This is a genomic window from Streptomyces sp. NPDC042336, from assembly GCF_055581985.1.
The window spans coordinates 269565-293181 of sequence record NZ_JBVJEA010000008.1 but is presented as its reverse complement, the minus strand read 5'-3'; the positions used below and the strand labels follow the sequence as shown (position 1 = coordinate 293181).

The window sequence follows — 23617 nt, the reverse complement described above, 5'->3', positions numbered from 1 at the left end:
ACGGGCGGACGGCGGGCTCAGTACCAGTGGTTGGCCTGCCAGAAGGCCCAGGCTTCGCACGGGCTGCCGTATCGGCCGTCCATGTAGCTGAGGCCCCACTTGATCTGCGTGGCCGGGTTGGTCCGCCAGTCGGCGCCCGCGGAGGCGTACTTGCCCGCGGGGAGGGCCTGGAAGAGGCCGTAGGCACCGGAGGAGGCGTTCACGGCCTGGTAGTTCCAGCTGGACTCGTGGTCCACGATGTTGCTGAAGCACTGGAACTGGCCGCTGGGCACCATTTGCCGGGCCATCGCCTGGATCTGGCCGGTGCTGTAGGAGCTCTGGACGGCGAAGGTGGTGGACTCGCGCTTGGCGTCGCGGCTGGCCGCTTCCCTCTGCGCCTCGCGCTTCTTGGCGTCCGCGGCCGCCTTCTTGGCCTTCTCCTGCTTGGCCACGGCGGTCTTGGCGGCGGCCTTGCGGGCCGCCTCCTCGGCGTCCTTCTTGGCGCTCGCGTCCGCCGCGATGGCCTGCACGTCGGCCTGCTGCGTCAGGGACGCGGTCTGCACCTGCGCCTGCTCACCCATGGGGATGTCGGCGAGCAGGGTCGTGCCTGCTGCCGTCGCCTCCGCGTCGTCGTTGCTCTGCGCGACGCTGCCCGAGGCAACTCCGACGACGCTTCCGACGGCGGTGACCGCCGTGGCCGAGGCCACTGCGAATCCCCGGACCGAGATCCGGCTCACACGGTTTCCTTCCAGCATCGCCCGCTTCGGTGACCCTCGCGGACGCAATCGTGCCCCTGGCACTGGCCTCCCCAACTACGGGTCACGGGAGGCACGGGCCCGGTGGACAACTCCCTCGACGGGAGCGCCGCGTGGTGCTCGGGCGGCATACGACTCGGCTATGGAGTTGGATCTGGTGCTTCTGGGGCGCCGTACCGCTGGGGGTACAGCTGTGTCGTATGCGGGGCCTGACAGGAATGAGACTCTGCCGTAACCCGGCGGGGTGAGGCAATTCTGTGTTGAGTGTGAAAGCTCACATCCCGTTTGGCCCAGGGGATTCGCGGAAATTCCCACACACCGAGGCGCCGCCCGGCTAGGCTCTGGGCCTTTCCGGACGGCGCCGACCGACGGGTAACCGGCCCTTGTCGGGTCGGAGTTCTCGGAACCGGTGGGAGACGGGTCAGATGTGGCCGTCCTCCAGCATTTCGGTCACGAGCGCCGCGATCTGGGACCTCTCGGAGCGCGTCAGGGTGACGTGCGCGAAGAGCGGATGCCCCTTCAGCTTCTCGACGACGGCGACGACCCCGTCGTACCGGCCCACCCGCAGATTGTCCCGTTGGGCCACGTCATGGGTGAGTACGACGCGTGAGTTGGCCCCGATCCGGGACAGCACGGTCAGCAGGACGTTCCGCTCCAGCGACTGGGCCTCGTCGACGATCACGAAGGCGTCGTGCAGCGAGCGTCCCCGGATGTGGGTGAGCGGCAGCACCTCCAGCATCCCGCGCGCGGTCACCTCCTCGATGACCTCCCGGCTGGTGACCGCCGACAGCGTGTCGAAGACCGCCTGCGCCCAGGGGCTCATCTTCTCGGCCTCGGAGCCGGGCAGATAGCCGAGCTCCTGCCCGCCCACCGCGTACAGCGGACGGAAGACCATCACCTTCTGGTGCTGCCGGCGCTCCAGCACGGCCTCCAGTCCCGCGCACAGCGCGAGCGCCGACTTGCCGGTGCCGGCCCGGCCGCCCATCGACACGATGCCGATGTCCGGGTCGAGGAGCAGGTCGAGGGCGATCCGCTGCTCGGCGCTGCGGCCCTTGATGCCGAACGCCTCCCGGTCGCCGCGCACCAGCCGGACGTTCCCGTCGGGCGTGACCCGGCCGAGCGCCTTGCCGCGCTCCGACTGGATGGTCAGACCGGTGTGCACGGGCAGCTCGGCGGCCTCGGGGACGTGGACCCGGCCCTCCTCGAAGAGCACGTCCACCTGTTCACCCGGCAGGGTGAGTTCGGACATCCCGGTCCAGCCGGAGGCGTCCGTGATGGCCAGCTCGGCGCGGTACTCCTCGGCGAGGAGTCCGACGGAGGACGCCTTGATCCTGAGGGGGAGGTCCTTGGAGACGACGGTGACGTCGAATCCCTCCGCCTGCAGGTTGCGGGCGACCGCGAGGATGCGGGAGTCGTTGTCCCCAAGGCGGTAGCCGGTGGGCAGCACGCTGGGGTCCGAGTGGTTGAGCTCGACACGGACGGTGCCGCCGAGGTCCCCGATCGGGATGGGGGCGTCGAGGCGACCGTGCCGCACCCGGAACTCGTCGAGCAGGCGCAGGGCCTGCCGGGCGAAGTACCCGAGTTCGGGATGGTGCCGTTTGGCCTCCAACTCCGTCACCACGACGATGGGGAGCACGACCTCGTGCTCGTCGAAGCGGTTCAGGGCGTTCGGGTCGGCCAGCAGGACGCTGGTGTCGAGAACGTAGGTGCGCCTGTCGGGCTTGTGGCGCTTTGTGCTGGTCACCACGGAAGGACGTACCCCCTCGGAAGAGGTCGGGGAGCGACGGAGTGGACGCAGGGCCGGGAGGGCGGGAACGAGCCGCACCCGGAGGGCGGGAACGAGCCGACCGGTCCAGGGCCCGCCTGGCCGTTCACGTCCCGTCCGCGGGGCGGACGGGAACGGCCGGGCTGGTCCTTGGGGCCGCCCTGCACTGGCGCGGGCCGTGGACCGGCCCTCCGCCGCGTCTTCCGTGCCGTGACCGCACGGTGGGGCTGGTGCAAAGGGCCTCCCGGGCGGACGGCTCCGTGCCGTCCGCTGAGATCCGACACCCGTGGTTCGGGCGTCGACCTGCTTGGCTTATGCCCTCGAACAAGCGCCGCCATGCCACGACACGGGACGGCGCACCGGTGAACTCCTCGTTACGGGCGCCCCACTCGCGGGGGCGCCCGGGAGAGCACAAAAAAACGGGCCGGTCCGTGGGGGGGGAGACGGACCGGCCCGAGGGGGGGTTTCCACCATAACCCTTCGTAAGTGATGCTGCGTGCATCGGCGTGCCACAACTACTCTCCGGAGTCGCACGGCGACGCCCGGATGACCACGGAGGCCCTCATTCCGCCCCGAACGGTGGCCAAATCACCGTGCGCCACCGGGCGAGCCGCCGATTCGGGTGCGACTGGAGTGACCCGGCCGGGCCGACGAGGGGCGCCGCAGCAGGGAAGCCCCTTTCCCCCGTCCGGGTGACGTCACCGGGACGCCGAAGCTTGACCCGGCCTCGGTCCGGCGCTCGACCGGCGGGCGACCGATGCCCGATCCGGCACCGCGCAGCCCCCTCCACTGCGCGGTGCCACGCACGAGACTTTGCTCACGCGAATCACCTGGGCTCGAACTTACGCGACCGGGTGCGTCGAGTTCGACCCGAGAAGGACAACGGTGAATAACGATGTGGAAACCCTGTGAGGATCGACAAGCGGTTCCGCACCCTGCCGCCAGCGCGTAGATATTTGCGAAGGTGCGCCCCTTAAATCCGGAAGATCCCCTCTCCCCCGCTCCCTCCCGACGACCGAAACGGTCCCTGGAGGGGTAGGACGACTTCCGTCCTACCCCTCTCCTAACGTCACCTCATGACGAAGACGACGGGGATCACTTGGGCCGCGGCGAGCGCACGACGATTCGAACGGCAGTTCCTGGCCAAGTACGCCCGTACGGGCACGCCCGTCGCCGACGTGGCCGCCTCGATGCTGGGTGTCCACGCCCAGGTACTGTCCGCGGCCGAGCTGTCGGTCGGCCTGCGGGCCGACGGCGTGGCCCGCGCGGACGTACGCGGCGCCCTGTGGCCGACCGTCTCGCCCACCGCGCCGCCCTCCCCGCCTCCTCCCCCGCCCTCGCTGGTGAAGGCGCACGGCCCACGCGGGACGGTGCACCTGCTCCCGGCCCGCGACCTGCCGATGTGGTGCGCCGCCCTGCCCGCGATCCCGGCCCGCACGGCCGCCTCCGCCACCGGCGCCCACCTCACCGAGGAGCAGGCCGGGCAGGTGGTGGCGGCGATCGCCGACGCGCTCGACGGCGCCTTCCTGACCGTCGACGAACTCGGCGAGGAGGTCGTCGCCCGTACCGGCCCCTGGGCCGGTGACCTGGTCATGCCTGCCTTCCAGACCATGTGGCCCCGCTGGCGCCAGGTCATGCACCGGGCCGGCCAGTGCGGCGCCCTCTCCTTCGGCCCGAACCGCGGCCGCAAGGTGACGTACACCCGCCCGCCCCACTTCACCCCGCTGCCGCCCGAGGAGGCGTCGCGACTCCTCGTACGCCGATACCTGTACGCGTACGGACCCGCGACACCGCAGCACTTCGCCCGCTGGCTGGCCGCACCGCCCGGCTGGGCGAAGGCCCACTACGCGGAACTGGCCGCCGCGGGCGAGATCGAGGAGGTCCGCTTCGAGGGGGCGCCGGCGTGGGTGGTGGCCGGCGACACCGGGTTCCCGGACACCGCGGAGCGGGACGAACTGACCCGGGGGGTGCGGTTGCTGCCGTACTTCGACGCGTACGTCGTCGCCGCGCAGCCGCGGGAGCTGCTCTTCCCGGGGGCCGCGTACCGGCGGGCTCTGGCGGGCGGGCAGGCCGGCAACTTCCCCGTGCTGCTGGTGGACGGGGTCGTGGCGGGCGTCTGGCACCAGCGCCGCCGGGGCCGCCGTACGACGGTCACGGTGGAGCCGCTTGGCCCCCTGACGGCACGGCAGGAACGCGAGCTGGCGGACCGTGTGGAACGGGTGGGGGCCGTACTGGAGGCGGGGGCGGAGCTGGTGATCGGGGAGGTGACGGTCGGGGCGCACGCGTGAGGACCGCATGCCGGGGGTGGTGGTCAGGGCGTCGCCGGCGGCTTGCGCGCGTCGAAGAGGTGACGGGAGCTGTGGGCGACGAACGGTCCCTCGTCCTCGATGCGCTCGTGCAGGTCGCGCAGCCGGTCCCGGTACGCCTCGACGGTGAACCCGGGGACCATCCACACCACCTTGCGCAGGAAGTGGACCACGGCACCGACGTCGAAGAACTCCATCCGCAGCCGCTCCGCCCGCACCTCCACCACCTCCAGCCCGGCCGCCTCGGCGTCGGCGCGCTCACGCTCCGGGTGACGGTGCCGGTGGCTCGCTTCCGGCAGCGGCCCGAGGAAGTACTCGATGAGCTCGAAGACGCTGGCGGGCCCGACGTGCTGGGCGAAGTAGGTGCCGCCGGGCGCGAGCACGCGGGCCAGCTCGTCCCAGTGCGGCTCGACGGGATGCCGGCTGACGACCAGGTCGAAGGCGCCGTCCGCGAAGGGAAGGGGCGCGTCGTCCGCCGAGGCGACCACCGGGACCCCGCGCGTGCGCAGCAGCCGGGTGGCCTCGGCGACGTTGGGCTCCCAGCCCTCGGTGGCGACGACGAGCGGGGCGCGCTGCGGGCCGGCGGCTTCGAGGGCGAAGTCCAGCACCTCCCCTCCCCCGGTCTGCACGTCCAGTACGGCGGTGGCCCCGGCCAGCCGCTCCGCCATGGACCGGGCGTATCCCCAGGACGGCCGGGCCTCGGTGGCCCGTCCCTCGAACCAGGAGAAGTCCCACCCCTCGGTGGGAACGGCGGCGCCCTCGGCCACGAGTTCGTCGAAGTCACGGCTGGCGGAACGGCGGACGGAACGGCGCGTCGAGCGATCGTTGTCGAAGGAGGGGTCGGCGGACATGACTAGGCCACCACCAAGGGCCGGACCTGCTCGGCGGCGAACCGCACGAATCCCTCCGGGTCGGGCTCGTCGCCGGTGGGCTGGAGGATCACGGTGTCGGCCCCGGCCCCGGCCAGCCGCCGCACGGCGTCGGCGACGGCCTCGGCGCCCCCGGCGGCCCCGAGGTCCGGGACGTCCCCGACGCCTTCGGCGACCAGCTCGCTCCGGAGCCTTTCACCGGCGCCGGGGCCGGTGGCGGTGAGGAGATACACGACGACCCTGTGCGCGTCCGTCCGGCCGGCCGCGGCCCGCCCCTCGTCGATGAGGCGCCGGGCGCGGCGCACCCCGTCCGGCGGAGTGTTCGCCGTGAGCACGGTCCCGTCGGCGGCCTCACCGGCCAGCCGCAGCGAACGGGGCCCGGTGGCGCCGGCCAGCACCTCGACGGCCTGCTCCGGCGGCCAGTCCAGCGCGACGTCGTCAAGCCGGACGTAGCGCCCCTTCGATGTCACCCGTTCCCCGCCCAGCAACGCCCGCAGCGCCACGAGGTGCTCCCGCAGCAGCGTGAGCGGCGACTCGGCCCGCGCCCCGACCTGCCCCATCCAGTCCTGCACCCCGTGCCCCACGCCGAGGACGGCACGGCCGGGGAACATCCGGTGCAGCGTGGCGGCCTCCATCGCGGTGACGGCCACGTTCCGCAACGGCACGGGCAACAGCCCGACCCCGACCCGCACCCGCTCGGTCCACGCGAGGGCGGCGGCGGCCGTGGAGATCCCGCCCTCGCGGAAGCAGTCCTCCCACAGCCACAGCTCCTCGAGCCCCACCTCATCGGCGACACGCGCCACGGCACGCAGCCGCTCGGGGGCGAGCTGGGGGCGGAATACGGCACCGAGTCCAGTCATGCTGCCTTCCTACCGTCGGCCGAGGCCCCGTTCAACACGATTACGAGGCCTACGGGACCGCCCCCAGCGGTCCCTCGAAACGAACGGTCTCGACGATCCCCCTCAACAACCCCCGGTACTCCTCCCGACGCCCGACCGCCCCGGTACTGACCGTGAACACGGCCATCCGCTTGCAGTCGGGATGCGGGAGGTGAGCGTGAACCTGGAGGAGGGGGAGCTGGGGGAGGGGGCTCTGCGCCGCCGGACGGCGCACGACCTCACTGATGGTGAGGGGGCCACAGGCCAGTTCGAGATACTCGACCTGGCGGTGACCGGCCGATTCGGTGACAGCCCGGGCAGCGGTCGCCGCACGCGGAGCCGTTGCGGTGCCTCGCCAGGTGATGGTGAACAAGGAGAGCAACGGCTGTGCGCCACCGCCGACGTCGTCACGGTGCAGGCCCACGGAACAATGGACCGTCCCGTGCTCGCGCAGCGCGCCCAGCGCCCGCTGTCCCGAGGCGAACAACGCGATGAACTGCTGCCGGGCCATTTCGTTCGGAGCGGACGCGAGCAACGGAGCAGCAGCGGCGTACAGCCGGTCGGCCTCAGGCGTTTCCGGCTCTGCGAGAAGAGCCTCCAGGGGCAGGGCCATGAAGCTTGCGGGTTCAGCGAACCACAGTTCTGCGTAAGGGGCATGAAGAGATTCGTGGGCGACGACCACAGTAGAACTCACAGCACGCCTCGTCTCATGACTCAAGGATTGACCGGATAAACGCCGGCGCGTCGCCCACGCTCGATGTCATCGGGCGTAGCACCCCAGTCGGCAAAGTGCCGACCACTCCGTGCGTCTGTGCGCTGCTCGACGACATGGAGCCGACGGGGGACCGTTCCCCAGCGAGGCGGCGCGGCAACAACTCCGATGAACCGCGGATCCCCGGCAAACCAGATGGTCGCGATCTCCGCCCTCAAACGGGCCTCGGTACGGGGGGACATTCGGCGAGCCCACCATCGCCGCCGCAGGTGGCTGGGGAATACGAGCGGTAGCCGCTGATCAGAGAAAGCCGGGTTGATGAACTCAAACCACCCATATTGCTTACTCACCACTTCTGGGCGCCTGGTCAACCCTCGTGGAGCATCTCGTACAACTTCCCATGGGTATGCACGCAGAACACGCAGCATCAAGAATGCTGCCGGAAAGTACTTGAACTGGATCAGCACTCGGTACGGGCCGTAGATGAAGTAGGGCATGAAAACCCATACGACCCAGTCTGGAGTCCAGAGCGACACCTGCAACAACGCGATCCAGCCTGTGGCCCATCCGATCAGCCCAATGATGTTCATGGTCATGTGCAATACCCAAGCCCATCGCGTCGATCGACAGTTCCAAGCCGGGGAATTACTTACAGAATGCAACTTGGCACTCCCGAGCAGGTCTAGAGGACGTAACGAACGAGTCCGACGAGCCCACCATTATCAAGGACGAGACGGGATCCGTCGATTCCCGCTACGGCACCGTCCTTGATACCGTCATCGTCTGCATCTACGGCCTTGTGGTAGAGGCCGAAACCGCCGGTGGCGATCCCGGTGAGGCCAGATGTCGCGGAGACGACCTTCGCCGCCTTTTCCGGATCACTGAACCCGCGCACAGCTCGCGCAATCAACTGATTCTCCAGTCCAGCGATTTGGCCAGCTTCGTCCAGCGATTTCGACCCGAAGGTGGCAAGCTTCTGCCAAACATTCATCGACCCGGCACCCGTCTGAATGGCATCTGCCGCTTCGATACCCCCCTTAGAAACAGCTCCGAGCCCCGGCAGCACGCCTGCAAAATCCGCACCCACCGAGACCGCGTTACTCCAGAAATCCGCGTCGAGCTCCCCTTCGGTGATCCCGTCCATCAGAGACGCTCGCACCTCTGCGTCGCCGAGCCGCAGGCCAAGCGCCGTAGCGCTCAGCGCAGAAGCCGTCAGCATCAACGCCGCCACCGTCGCCAGCCCCAACGGCCCTGCGAAAAGCAGCGCCACGACACCGATCAGACCCGCCACGAAACTGAGGATGTCCGGGAGGTTGTCGCCCAGCCAGTCGAGTGCCTCGTCGAACCAACCCGGCTCGTGCGGCACCAGCTTCTTCGTGGCGTCGCGGATCTTCCGCGCCCGGTACCCGGCCTTCTCCTCGTGCTCCTCGGCCAGCCTCTTCGCCTTGCCGATGACTTTCTTCAGCTCGGCCAGCGCGTCATCGAGATCACCGTTCGCGCGCGTGAGTGCCTTGTGCGCGGCATCGCCATCGGCCCCCTCCTTCTTCAGGCCGGGGTCCTGGCCCGCCGAGTCCGCGCGCCCCTGCGCACGGTCGAGCGCGGCCCGGGCCTCCTTCGCGTCGTCCTCCAGCTTCCTGGCCCGCCGCTGGAAGTCGTCCAGCTCGCCCTCCCAGCGGTCCAGTTGCCGGGCCGCCTTGCGGACCGAGTGCGCCGCGTTCCTCAGGTTCAGCGGCAACGGACCGCCGTCCAAATGCTCGCGAAAGGCGACGGCCGCGTCGCCCTTCCAACAGCTGCCGTCGAGAAGCTTGGTGACGAGGTCGTACGCCTCCTGGAGCACCTTCGCGCATCCGCTGAGCTTCTTCTCCAGCCCCCGCACGGTCTCCGTGTCCCCCGGCACCGGATTGAAGCCGAGGTGCGGATACCCGGGGTTCGGGATGGGCGGAGCGGACTTGAGCCCCTGCGGCTTGCCCAGGTCCGCCCGCGACTGCGGGTCGAGAGCGGCGCCGTACTGGTCCTGGCCGGCCGTGACGGTCACTTCCGCACCGCCGCCTCGAGCGCTTTGTCGACCTCGAGGTAACTGTCCTTGCTCTTGCCGATGATGTCGGCAAGGTCCTCGGTCTGCTTGCCGATCTCCTCGGAGCCGTACTTCCAGTCCTCCTGGAATGCCTCGCACGCCGAGTCCAGCTCATCCGTGCCCAGCCCGAGGACCGTCGCGTCCGACAGCGCCTTCCGCACTCCCCTGAGCGAAGTCGACGACTCCCTCAGCGACTTCATGAACCGCCCGAGCTCGTCCCCGTCCACGGCAAGCCGCTCCGCCATGCGCCCGTCCCCTCTCACCGATCCACCGCACCGATGAGAGGAACGACGCCATCCGGTTTGCGTGACGCCCTGGCGACCGCCGCCGCCCTGAGGACTGGCGGAAAGGATCAGCGGTTGACGGCCTGGATCTCCTGGACGACGACATCCTGGGTCGCGCCGAACGTCCCGTCGGGCAGGTCTCCGCCCGTGGGGCCGGTGCCGGTCCAGTGGATCTCCCACGTGACCGTCGCCTGAAGCGGGAACGTCCCGTCACCCGAGGACCGCAGGTACTTCACGCCGCACGGCGGTGTGTCGTCCGCCCTGCCCTTCTCGTACGGAGCACCGATACGACCGCCCTTGATCTCGCAGACTCCCGAGGCGGGGTAGGTCTCGGCATCCGGCGTGCCCGGCTTGATCTGCAGCGAGACCGGCTCCGCCGTGGCCGTCGCCGAGATACCGATCTCCTCCACGGACGCGGTGACCGAGACCGGCTTGAACTCGGCACCGTCCAGCCAGGCCCACGTCGGAAGGTTCACCTTGGTCGCCCCCGCGGGCGCCAACGTCACCTCGGTACCGGGGACACGGATCTCCGCGTAGGCGAGCTCGGCGAGGACTTCCGGGGTGACGGCGTTCTCCTTGTCCGCGGGTGGCGGGTCGCCGATGTCCACCCAGAAGTAATCCGTGTCGCACTTGTCCCAGCCCGGCGGGAAGCTCTCGTTCACATACGAGCCCCACCAATATCCCTGGCCGGTCTTGTCCTTGTGGAATCCCTTCTTCTCATCCTTCGCGTTGTACTTCTCCCGCTGCTCGGCATCCCACTGGTATCCCGTGGACTCGGCCTCCCAGATCGGCTCCAGGTAATCCTGCAACTCCTGGGGCGAGAACTTCGGGGCGTACCAGCACGCCGGCGGGCTCCACGACGTCGCCGACGTCACGGGCCCCACCGAATCTCCACTACCGTTCTTCGAACGATCGAAGACAACACCACCCACGCTCACCGAAACGGTCCCGTCACCACCGGCCTCGGCGTGCTGCTCCGTCTGACCATTGCTCCCGTGTTTACCACGCTCAGCGAATGCCGACGGCGCGACGAGAACGGATACACAGACAAGAGTCAGAACGGTCACCGTCCTGCCCAACGTTCTTACGGCTGGCACGCCTTGTCCCCCCGGGTAGAAGCGATATCGGTGGTCTGCCAGACACCGGCTGCGTTCTTGGCGAGCTTTGTGTGGTAAAGAACGTAGCTGTCAGCCGTTGACGCCGACCTGTCGACCTTGCCGGTCTTCTTGTTCTTGATGTACGACTTACTCTCGTCCGAGCAGTAGGTCACGTACGCTTGGCCCTCGTCTGAGAAGGTGACCTCACGGTTGAAGTACCGGGTCACACCGATCCAGGTGTCATTGTCGTCGATGTAGCCCTGCACGTACGTAATCGACGAGCTCAGGGCCTTCTCGGTGTTGTAGTAGCCGAGCGCTTTCGTGCCGGTACTGCCCTTGAAAATGGCTTCGTCCACCGCGTTCACCGCCAATGAGCTGTCCGCTAGGACAGCGTCCTTCTTGGCATCGCCCGTCTTGCCGCCCTCGAAGACGTTCTTGGCGTCGGACGGAAAGCTGATCACCGGCCGGTCTCCGGCTGTCGTCTCGCTAGGACTCGGGGAGGCAGACGGCTTGCTCCCTGTGTCCGCCCCCGCGATCTTGTCCTCCCCCTCTCCCTTGCCGGGGCTGTCGTCGCTGCCGCACGCGGACAGCGTCAAGGCCGCTGCGGCGGTCAGCGTGAGCGCTGCGAGCAGGGTGGGGCGGCGGCGATTCACGGTCGACTCCTGAGTAGGACGAGGCTTCTCTTCAGCGACGCAACGCTATCCATCGGAGCCGAGAGACACCAGGGCGAGACCTGTCCCTCGGCGGCCCCAACGGGACTGGGCGGCAGTTCCGTCTCACAAGCCGACGACAGACCCCGCAGGCCGTCCTTCAATCACCTGGGCGTCTGGCCGGATGACCTTTATTCGAACTGCTGCGCCTTGTAAGTTCACGTGTGCGTACGGGTGGTTGCTGGTGCGACGCGTGAGCTGACGGGGGGTTGCGGGGATGGTGGGCCACAGGCCGAGTGACTGGCATGTGCTGGACCTGGACAAGGACCCGACCCCGGGGGATCCGCAGCGGGTGCGGACGCTCGCCAAGACGTTGCACGACTTCGCCGACGATGTGTCGGAGGCGTTGCGTCTGGTGAAGGGCATGGCGGGGGAGTCGACCCTGGCCGAGTGGGCGGGGAAGTCGGCGACGGTCTTCAAGGAGGAGTTCGACGGGGTTCCCAAGAACTTGAGGAAGCTGGAGAAGTCGTACGGGATGTGCGGTGACGCGCTCGCGGACTTCTGGCCGAAGCTGGAGCGGGCGCAGGCGCTGGCGGACAGGGCGTTGGTCAAGGCGCGGGAGGCGCGCCAGGACCTGACGTCGGCGCAGTCGAAGTTGTCCTCGGCGGATTCGTGGGTGACGCGGGCGTCGAAGGAGGCGGACAAGTACAAGGACGATCCGACGGGCAGTAAGTCGGACGCGGACAAACCGGACGAGGCGAAGGTCCGGGCCGCCACCCGTGACGTCCAGCACGCCAAGACCGCTCACGCCGACGCCCAGTCCGCCGTCGACTCCGCGCAGGGGGCGCTGGACGCGGCGAAGAAGATGGCCGAGGACGCGCGCAAGATGCGTGAGGACGCGGCGCGGGAGGCCAAGAACAAGATCGACGAGGCGTCCGACGCCGGCATCCAGAACCGGTCCTGGTGGGAGGACGTCGGCGACTGGTTCTCCGACAACTGGGACACCATCGTCGCGGTCTGCAAGGTCGTCGTCGCCGTCGTCGGCATCGTCGCGATGATCATCGGCGGCCCGATCCTCGGCGCGATCGTCCTCGTCGCCGCCCTCGTCGTCCTCGCCGACACGCTCAACAAATATCGCAAGGGCCAAGCATCCCTGTGGGACGTGGGACTCGCCGCGCTGGACTGCATACCCGGCATGAAAGGCCTCACCACCCTCGGCGGACTCGCGAAAGGGCTGAAAGCCTTCGGCAAGGTCGGTCTCAAGGGTATGGCCATGGGAGTCAAGGGGGTGGGGAAAGGGGCCCGCGCCCTGGGCCGTCCGATGAAGAAACTGGTCACCTGCGGCGACCCCATCGACATGGCCACGGGTCAGATGGTGATGTCCGAGACGGACGTGTCCCTGCCGGGGGTCCTTCCTCTCATTTTGGAACGTCACCATCGGACCGGTCTGACAACAGGTCGGCTCTTCGGGCGCAGTTGGTCCTCGACCCTCGACCAGCGGCTGCAACTGGACCGCTCGGGGGTGCGTTTTCTCACGGCCGATGGCATGACTCTCTACTACCCCGTCCCAGAACGGGACGTGGTCCTGTTGCCCGTTGAGGGGCCAAGGTGGCCCATTCGCTGGAACGGCACGCCCGGTGGTGACATCACCGTGCATCAACCGGAGACCGGACAGACACTCCATTTCCGCCCCACACCCGGGCGGAGTGAAGGTGAGCTGTGTCTGCATCTTCTCAGCGATCGAAACGGCAACACGATCTCGATCTCCTATGACATCGAGGGCACGCCGCAGGAGGTCGTGCATCACGGTGGCTACCGCATCGGAGTGGCATGCGAGGACGGTCGGATCACCGACCTGACCCTCCTCAACCACCCTGACCGGCCGTCCCTGCGCAGATACGCGTACAACCGGCGTGGCGACCTGGCCGAGATATACAACTCATCCGGTCTCCCCCTGAAGTTCACTTACGACGAGCGTCATCGGATTACGGGCTGGGAAGACCGCATAGGCACGTGGTACCGCTACACGTACGACAACTCGGACAGGTGTGTCGCCGCACGAGGGGTCGACGGAATCCTCGACTACACCTACTCGTACGACGACGATGCCCGCACGGTGACGGCGACCAACTCGCTCGGGCACACCACCCGCTTCCAGTTCAACGACTCGTTCCAACTGGTCACCGAGACCGATCCGCTGGGCGGCACCACACACCGCACTTGGGACCGACACGACAACCTGCTCGCCCTTACCGATCCGCTCGAACGGCGTACCGAGTGCGCGTACGACAACGCGGGGCGCCCCGTGCGCGTACAACTGCCGGACGGATCTGTCACGGCGACGGAGTATGACGACCTGGGGCTTCCGATCGCCACGGTGGAGCCCGATGGGGCAACTTGGCGACAGCGTTACGACGCGCACGGCAATCTCGTCGAGGCCGTGGACCCGACCGGTGCCGTCACCAGGTACAGCTATGCCGCCGGTGGCCGCCTCACCTCGCACACCGATGCGCTCGGGAGTACTCGGTCACTGGTGACGGACGCGGCGGGACTCCCGCTGGAGATATCGGACTCACTGGGAGGAGTCACACGATGCTCGCGCGACTCCTTCGGTCGCGTCGTCGAACTGACGGATCCGATGGGTGTCACCACCCGCATGGGGTGGACGGTCGACGGGCTCCCCGCCTTTCGCGAGGAAGTCGATGGTTCGCGAGAGATCTGGGAGTACGACGCCGAGGGGAACGAGCTGCTGCACCAGGACCCGTCCGGTGCAATCGTGCGTCATGAAGTCGGCCCCTTCGACCTGCCGCGCACTCGGACCGACCCCGACGGAGCGGTCTACCAGTTCACCTACGACACCGAGCAACAACTGCGCAGCGTCACCAATCCGCAGGGGCGTGCCTGGACGTTCGACCTCGACGCGGTGGGCCGATTGACGGCCGAGCGTGACTTCAATGGAAGCGATCGGACCTATCAGTACGATGCAGCCGGCCAACTCACCCGGCGCTCGAATGAAGCCGGAGAATCGGTCGCCTTCACCTATGACTTGTTGGGTAACACGGTCACGCAAAACTGCTCAGACGGCAGTATCACGACGTTTCGCCACAATGCTGTCGGCCAACTCGTTTGGGCTCGCAACTCCGACGCCGAGGTCGAGATCCAGCGCGACCCGTTGGGGCGCATCCTCCGCGAGTCCGTCAACGGCCGTGTCGTCAGCTCCGTGTACGACGCTTTGGGACGCCGCACTCAGAGAGTCACTCCGTCCGGAGTGGTCTCCCGGTGGGACTACGACTCCGAAGACCGGCCCACTCGCCTCAGGCTGCAGGGGCACACGCTGGACTTCGAGCACGATGCCTGCGGACGGGACGTAGGACGTCGACTCGGCCCATCAACCGTTCTCACCCAATCGTGGAGCCCGGACGGGCACCTGGTCGGACAGGAGATCCTGACCGAGGCCCCGGAGGGTCGCACACGGCGATGGCACCGAAACTTCGCCTACACACCCGGTGGCCGTCTGTCGACGATGGAGACTCCGGGCGGAGAATCGCGCAGATTCCGGTTCGACGCCGTAGGACGTGTGACGTCGGTGGCCGGCGGCCAGTGGCAGGAGCGATACGACTACGACTCGGTCGGGAACGTGGTGCGCGCCGCAGCGCCGATGACCGAAGCCGATGGCGGGCACGACACGAACAACATCGGCACCGATGAGCGGGAAACCAGCGGAACACTGGTACGCAAGGCCGGCGGCTACCGGTACGAACACGACAAGCAAGGGCGTGTCGTGCGTCGGTTCAAAAAGACACTCTCTGGAATCCGCAAGGTGTGGAGCTATGTCTGGAGCCCCGAGAACAGGCTCACGGACCTGGTCACGCCTGAGGGTGCCCACTGGAAGTACCGGTACGACCCTCTTGGCCGTCGCATAGCCAAGCAGCGTGTAGATGATGGCGGACTGGTCAGTGATGCCGCTCTCTTCGACTGGGACGGAGAGAATCTGGCCGAAGAGGCGACGGTCACCGGCCGGGTCCGGACCTGGGAGTACGAACCCGATACGCACAGACCAGTCCTGCAGACGGATCGAGGGGCGGACCAACAGGAGTACGACCGGCGCTTCTACGCAATCGTCACGGACCTGATCGGCACTCCTACAGAGATCCTCTCCGAGGAGGGGGAGATCGCATGGCGGTCCAGGACCACGCTGTGGGGCCTGGACGCGGGGCCGGCACGCCCCGGCGACGTCGACTGTCCACTGCGATTCCCAGGCCAGTACTTCGACGAAGAGAGTGGCTGGCACTATAACTTCTACCGTTACTACGATCCCCAGACGGCTCAGTACACGACGCCCGACCCTCTGGGCCTCCTTCCCGAGGACAACCAGCACAGCTATGTACGCAACCCGCTGTCCTGGCTCGACGCCCTGGGCCTGGCGCCGTGTGCCAAGGTTATCGCGCTTCGAGCCTGGAAGGCCCGTAACAATCAAGGAGGCTACTCTGTCTACCATGGGTTGGATTCCCAAGGAAGGAAAATTTATGCGGGAATAACCAATAACATAGCGAGACGTGAACGGCAGCACATCGCTAAGAACTATGGGATCGTGAGGCTCCAGGAGGTCCGTGGAGCTACCGGCCTCAAGAAGTGGCAGGCGCGTGCGATCGAGCAGGGCCTCATCGAGGATGTCAGGGCCTCAGGTCTCAGTCGGGCCAGGAACGGTGTTTCCATCCCGCAGATCAACTCGATAGCGCCGAAGCGCTTGATTTACGGAACGGCCGTGCGGTACGGCAGGATATTTCTGTCCTAGATGGGCATCAGACAGGAAGGGTGATCTGCAGATGCCATTGCAGAAGATGAAGGGGCAGCGTCGCAAGCACGAGATCGGCGACGTGTTCGTCCTCCAAGTGGCTGACTCCAGCTACCGATTCGGCAGAATCGTGAAAATCGGAGAGAGTGGGCCCCGCGGGCGTTTTCCCGGAGGGATTCTTGCCTACATCTATGATGTCGCCTCCAACGAGCCTCAACCTGATCTCGCCTCGCTGACGGTGGATCGGTTGTTGATGCCCCCGTTCTTCACCATGAACTGGGTCTGGCAGAAGGGTTACTTCCGGACTGTCGCGCATGAGGATCTGGAGCCTGGTCACGTATTGAAGCAACATTGTTTCTACGATGCCAGCACCGAGGGCTACGTGGACGAAAACGACGACATCATTCCGGAGCGGGTGGAGCCGTGCGGATGGTTCGCCCTCACCAACTTCGAGCACTTCCAGTACGAGCTGGACGAAGCGCTCGCAGGGCGCCCGGTGTCCGGAGCACACGCGCGGCAAGCAGGTGACTGAGCAACTCGGCCCGGACATGGACAGGGCGTTTCGATGAGTTCATCCGGGTGTTCGCGGAGGGTGCCACAAGGGCGCAATTGGACATCGTGGAGCGCACCCGCGAGCTGCGAACCATTCCGCGAAGCAAGGAACTGATCGCAGTACGCAAAGACCTGGACGAGGAAGGGCGCCACGCCGACGGCCTCGTGCAATGGGGGGCGACCGAAAACGCCGACCTGCTTACCGTCGACGGTCGTTCCGTTCTTCCCGCCCGACTTCCCGGGTGATCAGCCTGAGTTCTTCACGACCCCTTACGGATGACCCGGCCGTGGCTCGACCCCCACCTCTGTCCCACCGCCCCAGTGGCGTCTCGCTGCTCAGCGGTTGACGGCCTGGATCTCCTGGACGACGACGTTCTGTTCTCCGCCGAAGTCGCCGTCGGGCAGGGGTTGTTCCCCGGTCACTCCGGTACCGGTCCAGTGGATCTTCCAGGTGACCGTGGCCTTCAGCTGATACGAGCCGTTGCCCGACGAACGCAGATACTTGACCCCACAGGGGGGCGTCTCATCGGCCTTGCCTTTCGCGTAAGGCTCACCGATGCTGCCGTTCACGGCCTCGCACACTCCGGAAGCGGGATAGGTCTGGGCGTCTGCCGTACCCGGGTCGATCTTCACCGAGACCGGCTCCGCCGTGGTGGTCGCCTTGACGCCCAGCAGAGGCACCGAAGCCGTCACCGACACGGGTTTGAAGTCCGTTGCGTCGAGCCACGCCCAGGTCGGAAGGTTCACCTTGGTCTCCCCTGCCGGCCTCAGCTCCACTTCCGTGGTGGGGACGCGTATCTCCGCGTAGGCGAGCTGGGCGAGGACCTCCGGCGTGATCGCCTGCGGGATGTCCGCCGGCGGATCGTCACCGGTGTCCACCCAGAAGGTGTCCTTATTGCAGTCGAGCGCCCCCGGGTCACCCTCCCGTCCAGGCGTGACGTAGGAGTCCCACCAGTAGCCCTCGCCGGCCTTCTCCTTGTTGAAGTCCTTGTACGGCTTCCCGTTCACGTACTTGTCGCGCTGCTCGGCGTCCCACTGGTAGCCCGTGGACTCGGCCTCCCAGACGGGCTCCTTGGCCTTCTTCAGCTGCTCCGGGGTGTACTTCGGGGCGTAGTAGCAAGCAGGCGGTGTCCAGTTCGTCGCAGCGGCCACCCGGCCCACGGACGCCCCCGAGCCGTTCTTGGAACGGTCGAAGACGACGGCACCTGCGGTCGCCGAGACGGACTGGTCTCCCTTGCCCCCGTCCACTTGGGTCTCGGACCCTGTGCCCGCCCCACCCGGCACGATGTCAGCCCAGGCTGTCGGGCTCGAGGCCAGCACCGTGATACCCGCCAGCACCACCGCGCATACCGACCCCCTCACTACGGCTGGCACTGGGCCGCCCCCCTCGTGGAAAGGATCTGTGACGTCTGCCAGACGCCGTCGGCATTCTTGTCGAGCCTGGTGTTGTACTGGACGTAACTGTTGTTCGTGACCGGTGTCTTCGCGACCTTGCCGGTCTTCTTGTCCTTGCTGAAGCCCTTGCTCTCGTCCGCACAGAACGTGAGGACGGCTGAGGTCTTGTCCCTGAGTTCCACCTTGCGGTCGAAGTAGCGGACCTGACCGGTCACGGTGGCATTGGCCTTTTCGAACTGCCCGACCCACGACACTGCCGCTTCCAGGGCCTTGCCCGTGTTGTAGAAGCCGAGTGCCTTGCCCTCAGGGTCCGTACCCGCGATAGCGGCGTCGACGGCACGCATCCGCTCCGCGTTGTCGGCGAGAACAGCGTCCTTCACCGGGTCTCCGGTCTCAGCGCCCTCGAAGGTCAGCTTCAAGTCCGACGGCAGCTCCACCCTGGGGCGCTCCGCTGCCGCAGCGGACGAGGAGGACGAAGTCGGCGAAGCGGACGGCTTGTCACCCGTGTCCGCTCCCGCGATCTTGTCCTCCCCCTTGCCGGAACTGTCGTCGCTGCCGCAGGCGGACAGCGTCAGGGCCGCTGTGGCGGTCAGCGTGAGCGCTGCGAGGAGGGCGGGGCGGCGGCGATTCACTGTCGGCTCCTGGGTGGGACGAGGCTTCTCTTCAGCGAAGCAACGCTATCCACCGGGTTCGAGCGACACCAGGGCAAATCCTGTCTCCCCGAGGTGCTCGGTGAGTCCGAAGCACCGGTACGTGTGGCTTTTGGGGCCATAACGGTTCCGTAACGCACCGGAAGCAGTAAAGGGGTTCGCCTGCCGACCGGTCCGGGGCGGATACCTTCGGGAGGCGGTGGGGTCGTAGGGAGGGTGTCTGTATGGGGCGGTGGCGGGACGGGGTGGGGGCTCTGGTCGTGGTGGGGGCGGACGGCGGGGGCGTTCGCGTGCCGTTGGAGATCGCCAGCTCGTACCGGGCGCGTACCAAGGGGCTGTTGGGGCGCGACTCGGTCGACGGGGCGATGCTTCTGAGCCCCGCCGGCAGTGTGCACACGTTCCGGATGCGGATGGCCATCGACGTGGCCTACCTCGACCGGCGGCTCACGGTCATCGCCGTGCGCACGATGCGGCCGGGCCGGCTGGGGCTGCCGCGGCTGCGGGCACGGCATGTGCTGGAGGCGGAGGCCGGGGCGTTGGGTGAATGGGGTGTGCGGGTGGGGGCGCGGGTGGAGGTCGTGGAGGGGCCGGCAGCGTCGGCCGGCGGAGCCGGTCGGCAGGACTAGTCGTCCGTGACGTCGACGGCGTAGTCGCCGCAGCCCTCGAAGATGCTCGGGGTGCCGTGTGTGATCACGAGCATGTAGGAGGTCGGCACGAGGGCGCAGTCCTTCTCCTTCCACTGCACGGCGAAGACCGTCCAGATGACGATGAGGACGACGACCACGATGGACGGCACGCTCCGCGTCGTGTGCCATGGGCCGTCACCGTTCCCCGGGCGGGGGTCGCCGGGGCTCCGTGGCGGTGGTCCGCTTCGGGCCGGCGAACGTTCCCAGGGGCGTCTGCCCTCGGGCTCCCCCGTGTCGTTCGGTGTCATCTCTTGGGCTTCTCCCCCGCTCGGTGCCGTGGTTGCGCCGCTTCACTGTGCCGGGGAGCGGTGTCCCGGTCCTCAGTGGGGAGTGCAGGATTGCTTGTCGCGGAGCGCAGTGCGGGCTTCGGTCGGGGCGATGCCGTACGCCTCGCGGAAGGTGCGGCTGAAGGCGGCGGGGTGGCGGAAACCCCACCGGGCGGCGATCTCGCCGATCGTGTGGTGCCGTAGGCGCGGATCGGTGAGGTCGGTCCGGCTGCGTTCGAGTCTGCGGCGACGGATCGTGGCGCTGACCGTTTCGGGCTCCTCCTCGAAGAGGGCGTGCAGGAGGCGCACCGATATGTGGTGGTGTGCGGCTATCGCCGCCGGGCCCAGGTCCGGCTCGTGCAGGTTGTGGTCGATGAAGGCGTTGATACGGGCCAGGAGCACCCGCTTGCGGCTCTCGACCGGCAGCGCCGGAGCACTGCCGAGGCGGGCGGCGAGGAAGGTGAACGTGAGTTCCAGGGCCATGGTGCCCAGGCGGCGCAGCTCCGACGGGCCGCAGTCCGCGGCGTTCTCACGCAGACCCGCCAGGTAGGAGGTGAGCAGCGCGCCCGAGCCGGTGCGGGCGGTCAGCGGCGTGGCCACCAGCCGGTCCGTCTTGTCGCTGGGCAACGGCACAGCCGTGCGGGGCAGCCGCAGCATGCTCACCCGCGAGTGGCGGCCATGGTCCTGGAACTCGCAGGCCAGGGGCTGCGACGTGTCGAAGAGTGCCACGTCTCCGGCCTGGAGCAGAGCGTTGTTGCGGCGCTGCTCCAGACCGACGGGGCTGCCGTGGACGAGGAAGAGGTAGTAGTTCCCCGGGTCGGACGAGCGGACGTGGTCCGCTGTCCGGCGCGCGGACATCGGCGAGAAGGAGAAGGCCGAGAACTCGGTGTCCACGAGTTCCACCGTGGTCACCTGCCCTTTGAAGTGGTGGGCGTGCTCGCTCGTGATCGAGACCGGCATCACGTCCCTGCTGACCATGTCCCTCCACCAGCCGAACCCTTCGGGTCCACTGACACTGTCCGTGGAGAGGAACACCGAGGCCCCGGCCCCGTTCTTCCCCACCGTTGTCCCCCGTTCCATGCCCCATCACCCCCGCAGCAGTCGCACCTCTGCCGTCATTCTCCGACTCCGGCCCGCGCTGCGGGAGCACTGGACCGGACAGTTCGGGCGGGGTGCGCTCATCGTCAAGGAAGTCTGCGCGCTCGGTCGAGGACAGGGGCGCGAGTGTGTCCGACAGTAGTGAGCCCGGTCGGTGACAGAGAGGCGTGGTAGGGCAGTTGAGCAGTTCGAGTGGGGGCGCCGCCTCGCCGGGGCGGCGGATGGGGGAGGTGGCGGCCGTGGTCTCTGCGATCACCGCCGTCGCGGGGCTGCTGCTGGCCGTCTTCGGGATACCGCTGGTAGGGGGCTCTTCGCCGCTCGGTCGGGGAGTCGCGGCCGACGCGGCGTCGACCTCGGATTCGGTCGCTGCCGCGTCGCCGTCGGCATCGCAGTCGCCGTCGGCATCGGTATCGGCATCGCCGTTGACTTCGCCGTCGGCTTCGGCGTCGGGTTCGGGTTCGGGTTCGGGTTCGGGTTCGGGGGAAGCTTCGGCATCGGCGTCCGTTTCCGCTTCTGCTTCGGCACCCGCCTCGTCCTGTTCGCCTTCGCTGCCCAAAACCTGGCGTCGAGTCAGGGAGACCGCGCTGACCGCCTGCTTCGGGCGGCCGGACGGGTGGGACGAAGTGCCCGCCAGTGAGGTGCAGAGCACCTGGCGTTCGCCGGACGGCGCGTACGACATGAGCCTCAAGCGGGACAGGTCGTACGGGTCGACTCCGCAGGCCGCCTCGGCGGGGCAGCTGGCCTGGTACCGCGACACCGCCGAGTCGTCCATGGCGGACCTCGAGGTCACCACGCACAAGACGCGGCAGAACGGCCGGGACGCCCTCTGGCTGGAGATCGACTACCACTGGGCGAAGCAGAGCGAACCCCGCAAGCGCCTGGAGCTCTTCGTCGCCGGGCGGGCGGGTTACGTGTACCAGTTGCTGGTCGACACCGAGGCGACCGCGCAACGCCTCGCCGAGCAGGCCCGCTTGTTCGCGACCGCACGGGAGAGCCTGCTGATCGACGTCACCACGGCGTGACGTGTCCCAGGGGGCTGGCTCAGGGCGAGGACGAGACGATGTGGAGGAGCGCCGTGCCGTCCGTGCCCGTCGTCGCCTGGATCACCACGGCGCCGGGCTGCGGGCTCGGGCGGGTGGGGTCCAGGGCGCCGCAGGAGTTGCCGCTGCCGCCTTCGCGGAGGTACGTGAGACAGCCCTGGCCGGGGCCGCTCGCGCCGCCCTCGGAGCGGTTGTCGCCGGACGTCACCGCGTACTCGATCTCGTTCGGGCCGACCTTCGTCACCGACAACGTTGCCCGGCCGGCGTCGCCCGGTGCCGGGAAGCGGATGGTCACGGGCTCGGTCACCGCGATCTCGCAGTTGCCGTCGGCGCAGGCGCCCGCGTCGCTGCCGTCCGCGGCCGGCGAAGAGGAGGGCTGGGGCGCGGGGCGGGACGTCGTGGGGCGGTCCCGGGGCGTGGCGGGTGCCTCGTCGTCCGCTTCGTCCGTGTTGCCGCACGCGGTCGTTGTCAGGGCCGTCAGCGCCGCGAGGGCCGTCAGGAGTGAGCGGGCAGGACGGGGGCGATGGCGCATGTGCCTCCTCATGGGCCTCAAGACTCCGAGCGGGGGAAGGAGACCTCGACCCTGCGGTTCTTCTTGCGGCCGGCCTCCGTCGAGTTGTCGGCGATGGGGTATTGCTCGCCGTAGCCGCGGACCTCGTAGGTGATGCCCGCGTCGTTGAGGGACTGTGACAGCACGTCGTGTACGGCGTTGGCGCGCCGTTTGGAGAGCGCGTCGCCGTGGGTGGAGGAGCCGAGGTTGTCGGTGAAGCCGAAGACGCGGACCCTGGTGGCGTTCTGGGTCCTGATCTCGTCGGCGATGCCTCTGATGCGGGACTTGGCCTCGGCGCCGAGCTTGGAGCTGTCCTTGTCGAACAGCACCTCGGCCTGGAGCGCGAGTGTCACGCTCGTGTTGGTGTCCTCTCGGCGTTCGTCGCCGCTCTGCTCTTCCACCACCGACTTGATGTCCAGGACCTTCGCCTGGGCGAGCGTGGCCCCGTCCGGGAGCTTCAGGTCGGGGTCGTTGGGGTCCACGTCCACGGGGGCGGAGGCGGAGGGTTCCGTGCCCGGGGGGTCGTTGGGGTCGTCGTCGGCGTGGGCGGTGGTGGTGCCGTAGAGGGTGGTGGCGAGGACGAGGGTGAGTGCGGCCATCAGGCGTGGGGGTGAGGTCATGGTGTGCCTCACCCGGAGATGGAGATGGTCGCGCTGGCGAAGGTCGGCAATTGGAAGGTGACCTCGGTCGTGGCCGCTGGAGGCGACGGGAACTGCATGAACACAGCCAGTCGGTCCCCAGCCTTGATCGTTGAGAGCCCCGTGGTCGTCAATGGCCGCCCCTCCGTATCACGCAGAACGTAATACCGCTTCTTGCTCTTGGAGTCGACCAACGTGGCGCCGCCAAGTGACCGGCCGTTTTTGATGATCTCCGTCTCGTTGCCACTCAGACCCGACGGGACCGCCACACTCTTGTCACCATCGTTCTTCAGCTCACCGTTCACCGTCACGAAACCACCGGAGTCGCGCTCGGCTGAGGTGATCCGCAGCAACAATCCGTTGCTCCCCTGCAGCTCAGCCAAGGGATCCTCTGCGTTGCCTTCTTGAGCACTCGGTCCGTCCCCCTCTGCAGTCGACGCCGACACCGTCGCCTCTGGCTTCTCGTCGTCGCCGCCGCTACTGCTGCAGCCGACAGCGCCAAGGGTCAGGCTGAGAAGGACAGCCAGGGAGAGCGTCGCTCTGCGGGTCGGGATCCGAATGCTCATGTCTTCTTTTCC

At 67.9% G+C, this 23617-nt stretch carries 24 protein-coding genes; 7 read left to right on the top strand and 17 right to left on the bottom strand.

The features are described 5' to 3' along the window. Positions 1-17: 17 nt before the first annotated feature. Both ACZ6IM_RS19995 and ACZ6IM_RS19990 read right to left on the bottom strand, forming a co-directional pair. The gene (locus tag ACZ6IM_RS19995; protein ID WP_469557836.1) at positions 18-716 is read right to left on the bottom strand and encodes an aggregation-promoting factor C-terminal-like domain-containing protein; all 699 of its coding nucleotides are present in this window, start codon (positions 714-716) and stop codon (positions 18-20) included. 439 nt (positions 717-1155) lie between these two features. Next, positions 1156-2481 (bottom strand): PhoH family protein, encoded by a 1326-nt coding sequence (locus ACZ6IM_RS19990; protein WP_052840912.1) that lies wholly within the window; start codon positions 2479-2481, stop codon positions 1156-1158. A gap of 1094 nt (positions 2482-3575) precedes the next feature. Between ACZ6IM_RS19990 and ACZ6IM_RS19985 the strand changes: the two genes are divergently transcribed. Further along, the gene (locus ACZ6IM_RS19985) at positions 3576-4787 is read left to right on the top strand and encodes a winged helix DNA-binding domain-containing protein (RefSeq protein ID WP_052840913.1); all 1212 of its coding nucleotides are present in this window, start codon (positions 3576-3578) and stop codon (positions 4785-4787) included. 23 nt (positions 4788-4810) lie between these two features. Here ACZ6IM_RS19985 and ACZ6IM_RS19980 read toward each other — a convergent pair whose 3' ends face one another. From ACZ6IM_RS19980 to ACZ6IM_RS19945, 8 genes are all read right to left on the bottom strand, one after another. After that, positions 4811-5656: a class I SAM-dependent methyltransferase gene (locus tag ACZ6IM_RS19980; protein ID WP_469557833.1), complete on the bottom strand. Its 846-nt coding sequence runs from the start codon at positions 5654-5656 to the stop codon at positions 4811-4813. A gap of 2 nt (positions 5657-5658) precedes the next feature. Then, positions 5659-6534, bottom strand: a complete 876-nt coding sequence (locus ACZ6IM_RS19975) for an LLM class flavin-dependent oxidoreductase (protein WP_052840914.1) — start codon at positions 6532-6534, stop codon at positions 5659-5661. A 49-nt stretch (positions 6535-6583) separates the two neighbouring features. After that, positions 6584-7234, bottom strand: coding sequence for a hypothetical protein (locus ACZ6IM_RS19970; protein ID WP_469557831.1), 651 nt, complete (start codon positions 7232-7234; stop codon positions 6584-6586). A gap of 32 nt (positions 7235-7266) precedes the next feature. Beyond that, positions 7267-7860 carry a hypothetical protein gene (locus ACZ6IM_RS19965; RefSeq protein WP_469557829.1) on the bottom strand — a complete coding sequence of 198 codons (594 nt, stop codon included), beginning with the start codon at positions 7858-7860 and terminating at the stop codon, positions 7267-7269. An 86-nt stretch (positions 7861-7946) separates the two neighbouring features. Then, the gene (locus tag ACZ6IM_RS19960; protein WP_469557828.1) at positions 7947-9299 is read right to left on the bottom strand and encodes a zinc ribbon domain-containing protein; all 1353 of its coding nucleotides are present in this window, start codon (positions 9297-9299) and stop codon (positions 7947-7949) included. Further along, complete coding sequence (locus ACZ6IM_RS19955) at positions 9296-9583, bottom strand: hypothetical protein (protein WP_052840917.1); 288 nt, start codon at positions 9581-9583, stop codon at positions 9296-9298. Before ACZ6IM_RS19955 ends, ACZ6IM_RS19960 begins: the two co-directional genes overlap by 4 nt. Before the next feature lie 107 nt (positions 9584-9690). Then, positions 9691-10719, bottom strand: coding sequence for a hypothetical protein (locus ACZ6IM_RS19950; protein WP_469557826.1), 1029 nt, complete (start codon positions 10717-10719; stop codon positions 9691-9693). After that, the gene (locus tag ACZ6IM_RS19945; protein WP_052840919.1) at positions 10707-11372 is read right to left on the bottom strand and encodes a hypothetical protein; all 666 of its coding nucleotides are present in this window, start codon (positions 11370-11372) and stop codon (positions 10707-10709) included. The genes ACZ6IM_RS19950 and ACZ6IM_RS19945 overlap by 13 nt, the downstream gene beginning before the upstream one ends. 304 nt (positions 11373-11676) lie before the next feature. Here ACZ6IM_RS19945 and ACZ6IM_RS19940 point away from each other — a divergent pair, with 304 nt between their 5' ends. The 3 genes from ACZ6IM_RS19940 (at position 11677) to ACZ6IM_RS19930 (ending at position 16962) form a co-directional block, all read left to right on the top strand. Beyond that, positions 11677-16164, top strand: a complete 4488-nt coding sequence (locus tag ACZ6IM_RS19940) for a DUF6531 domain-containing protein (protein ID WP_469557824.1) — start codon at positions 11677-11679, stop codon at positions 16162-16164. A gap of 31 nt (positions 16165-16195) precedes the next feature. Beyond that, positions 16196-16696: an Imm26 family immunity protein gene (locus tag ACZ6IM_RS19935; RefSeq protein WP_052839605.1), complete on the top strand. Its 501-nt coding sequence runs from the start codon at positions 16196-16198 to the stop codon at positions 16694-16696. A 77-nt stretch (positions 16697-16773) separates the two neighbouring features. Further along, complete coding sequence (locus tag ACZ6IM_RS19930) at positions 16774-16962, top strand: hypothetical protein (RefSeq protein WP_469557822.1); 189 nt, start codon at positions 16774-16776, stop codon at positions 16960-16962. 90 nt (positions 16963-17052) lie between these two features. On the opposite strand, the gene ACZ6IM_RS19925 is transcribed toward ACZ6IM_RS19930, so the two are convergent. Both ACZ6IM_RS19925 and ACZ6IM_RS19920 read right to left on the bottom strand, forming a co-directional pair. Then, complete coding sequence (locus tag ACZ6IM_RS19925) at positions 17053-18036, bottom strand: hypothetical protein (protein WP_469557929.1); 984 nt, start codon at positions 18034-18036, stop codon at positions 17053-17055. 41 nt (positions 18037-18077) lie between these two features. Further along, positions 18078-18743, bottom strand: coding sequence for a hypothetical protein (locus tag ACZ6IM_RS19920; protein WP_469557821.1), 666 nt, complete (start codon positions 18741-18743; stop codon positions 18078-18080). A gap of 242 nt (positions 18744-18985) precedes the next feature. On the opposite strand from ACZ6IM_RS19920, the gene ACZ6IM_RS19915 reads away from it, so the two are divergent. Then, positions 18986-19387: a DUF192 domain-containing protein gene (locus tag ACZ6IM_RS19915; protein WP_052839609.1), complete on the top strand. Its 402-nt coding sequence runs from the start codon at positions 18986-18988 to the stop codon at positions 19385-19387. On the opposite strand, the gene ACZ6IM_RS19910 is transcribed toward ACZ6IM_RS19915, so the two are convergent. Together ACZ6IM_RS19910 and ACZ6IM_RS19905 are read right to left on the bottom strand one after the other, a co-directional pair. Further along, positions 19384-19557: a hypothetical protein gene (locus ACZ6IM_RS19910; protein WP_052839610.1), complete on the bottom strand. Its 174-nt coding sequence runs from the start codon at positions 19555-19557 to the stop codon at positions 19384-19386. The genes ACZ6IM_RS19915 and ACZ6IM_RS19910 overlap by 4 nt on opposite strands. 210 nt (positions 19558-19767) lie before the next feature. Then, positions 19768-20691, bottom strand: a complete 924-nt coding sequence (locus ACZ6IM_RS19905) for an AraC-like ligand-binding domain-containing protein (RefSeq protein ID WP_469557818.1) — start codon at positions 20689-20691, stop codon at positions 19768-19770. A 274-nt stretch (positions 20692-20965) separates the two neighbouring features. On the opposite strand from ACZ6IM_RS19905, the gene ACZ6IM_RS19900 reads away from it, so the two are divergent. Continuing rightward, the gene (locus ACZ6IM_RS19900; protein WP_469557816.1) at positions 20966-21448 is read left to right on the top strand and encodes a hypothetical protein; all 483 of its coding nucleotides are present in this window, start codon (positions 20966-20968) and stop codon (positions 21446-21448) included. Then, the gene (locus ACZ6IM_RS19895) at positions 21435-21833 is read left to right on the top strand and encodes a hypothetical protein (protein WP_469557814.1); all 399 of its coding nucleotides are present in this window, start codon (positions 21435-21437) and stop codon (positions 21831-21833) included. The genes ACZ6IM_RS19900 and ACZ6IM_RS19895 overlap by 14 nt, the downstream gene beginning before the upstream one ends. Positions 21834-21852: 19 nt before the next feature. Here ACZ6IM_RS19895 and ACZ6IM_RS19890 read toward each other — a convergent pair whose 3' ends face one another. The 3 genes from ACZ6IM_RS19890 to ACZ6IM_RS19880 are packed head-to-tail and all read right to left on the bottom strand — an operon-like array spanning position 21853 to position 23605. Further along, positions 21853-22383 carry a hypothetical protein gene (locus ACZ6IM_RS19890; RefSeq protein ID WP_469557813.1) on the bottom strand — a complete coding sequence of 177 codons (531 nt, stop codon included), beginning with the start codon at positions 22381-22383 and terminating at the stop codon, positions 21853-21855. A 17-nt stretch (positions 22384-22400) separates the two neighbouring features. After that, complete coding sequence (locus ACZ6IM_RS19885) at positions 22401-23021, bottom strand: OmpA family protein (protein WP_052839613.1); 621 nt, start codon at positions 23019-23021, stop codon at positions 22401-22403. 8 nt (positions 23022-23029) lie between these two features. Further along, a complete protein-coding gene (locus ACZ6IM_RS19880; protein WP_469557811.1) occupies positions 23030-23605 on the bottom strand; it encodes a hypothetical protein in 576 nt (191 codons plus the stop codon). Positions 23606-23617: the final 12 nt, after the last annotated feature.

What these genes read in the sequence shown, in the direction of transcription:
- ACZ6IM_RS19985 (WP_052840913.1), top strand. Translation starts at nt 3,576, where the DNA reads ATGACGAAGACGACGGGGATCACTTGGGCCGCGGCGAGCGCACGACGA.
- ACZ6IM_RS19980 (WP_469557833.1), bottom strand. Translation starts at nt 5,656, where the DNA reads ATGTCCGCCGACCCCTCCTTCGACAACGATCGCTCGACGCGCCGTTCC.
- ACZ6IM_RS19975 (WP_052840914.1), bottom strand. Translation starts at nt 6,534, where the DNA reads ATGACTGGACTCGGTGCCGTATTCCGCCCCCAGCTCGCCCCCGAGCGG.
- ACZ6IM_RS19965 (WP_469557829.1), bottom strand. Translation starts at nt 7,860, where the DNA reads ATGACCATGAACATCATTGGGCTGATCGGATGGGCCACAGGCTGGATC.
- ACZ6IM_RS19955 (WP_052840917.1), bottom strand. Translation starts at nt 9,583, where the DNA reads ATGGCGGAGCGGCTTGCCGTGGACGGGGACGAGCTCGGGCGGTTCATG.
- ACZ6IM_RS19935 (WP_052839605.1), top strand. Translation starts at nt 16,196, where the DNA reads ATGCCATTGCAGAAGATGAAGGGGCAGCGTCGCAAGCACGAGATCGGC.
- ACZ6IM_RS19915 (WP_052839609.1), top strand. Translation starts at nt 18,986, where the DNA reads ATGGGGCGGTGGCGGGACGGGGTGGGGGCTCTGGTCGTGGTGGGGGCG.
- ACZ6IM_RS19905 (WP_469557818.1), bottom strand. Translation starts at nt 20,691, where the DNA reads ATGGTCAGCAGGGACGTGATGCCGGTCTCGATCACGAGCGAGCACGCC.
- ACZ6IM_RS19890 (WP_469557813.1), bottom strand. Translation starts at nt 22,383, where the DNA reads ATGCGCCATCGCCCCCGTCCTGCCCGCTCACTCCTGACGGCCCTCGCG.
- ACZ6IM_RS19885 (WP_052839613.1), bottom strand. Translation starts at nt 23,021, where the DNA reads ATGACCTCACCCCCACGCCTGATGGCCGCACTCACCCTCGTCCTCGCC.
- ACZ6IM_RS19880 (WP_469557811.1), bottom strand. Translation starts at nt 23,605, where the DNA reads ATGAGCATTCGGATCCCGACCCGCAGAGCGACGCTCTCCCTGGCTGTC.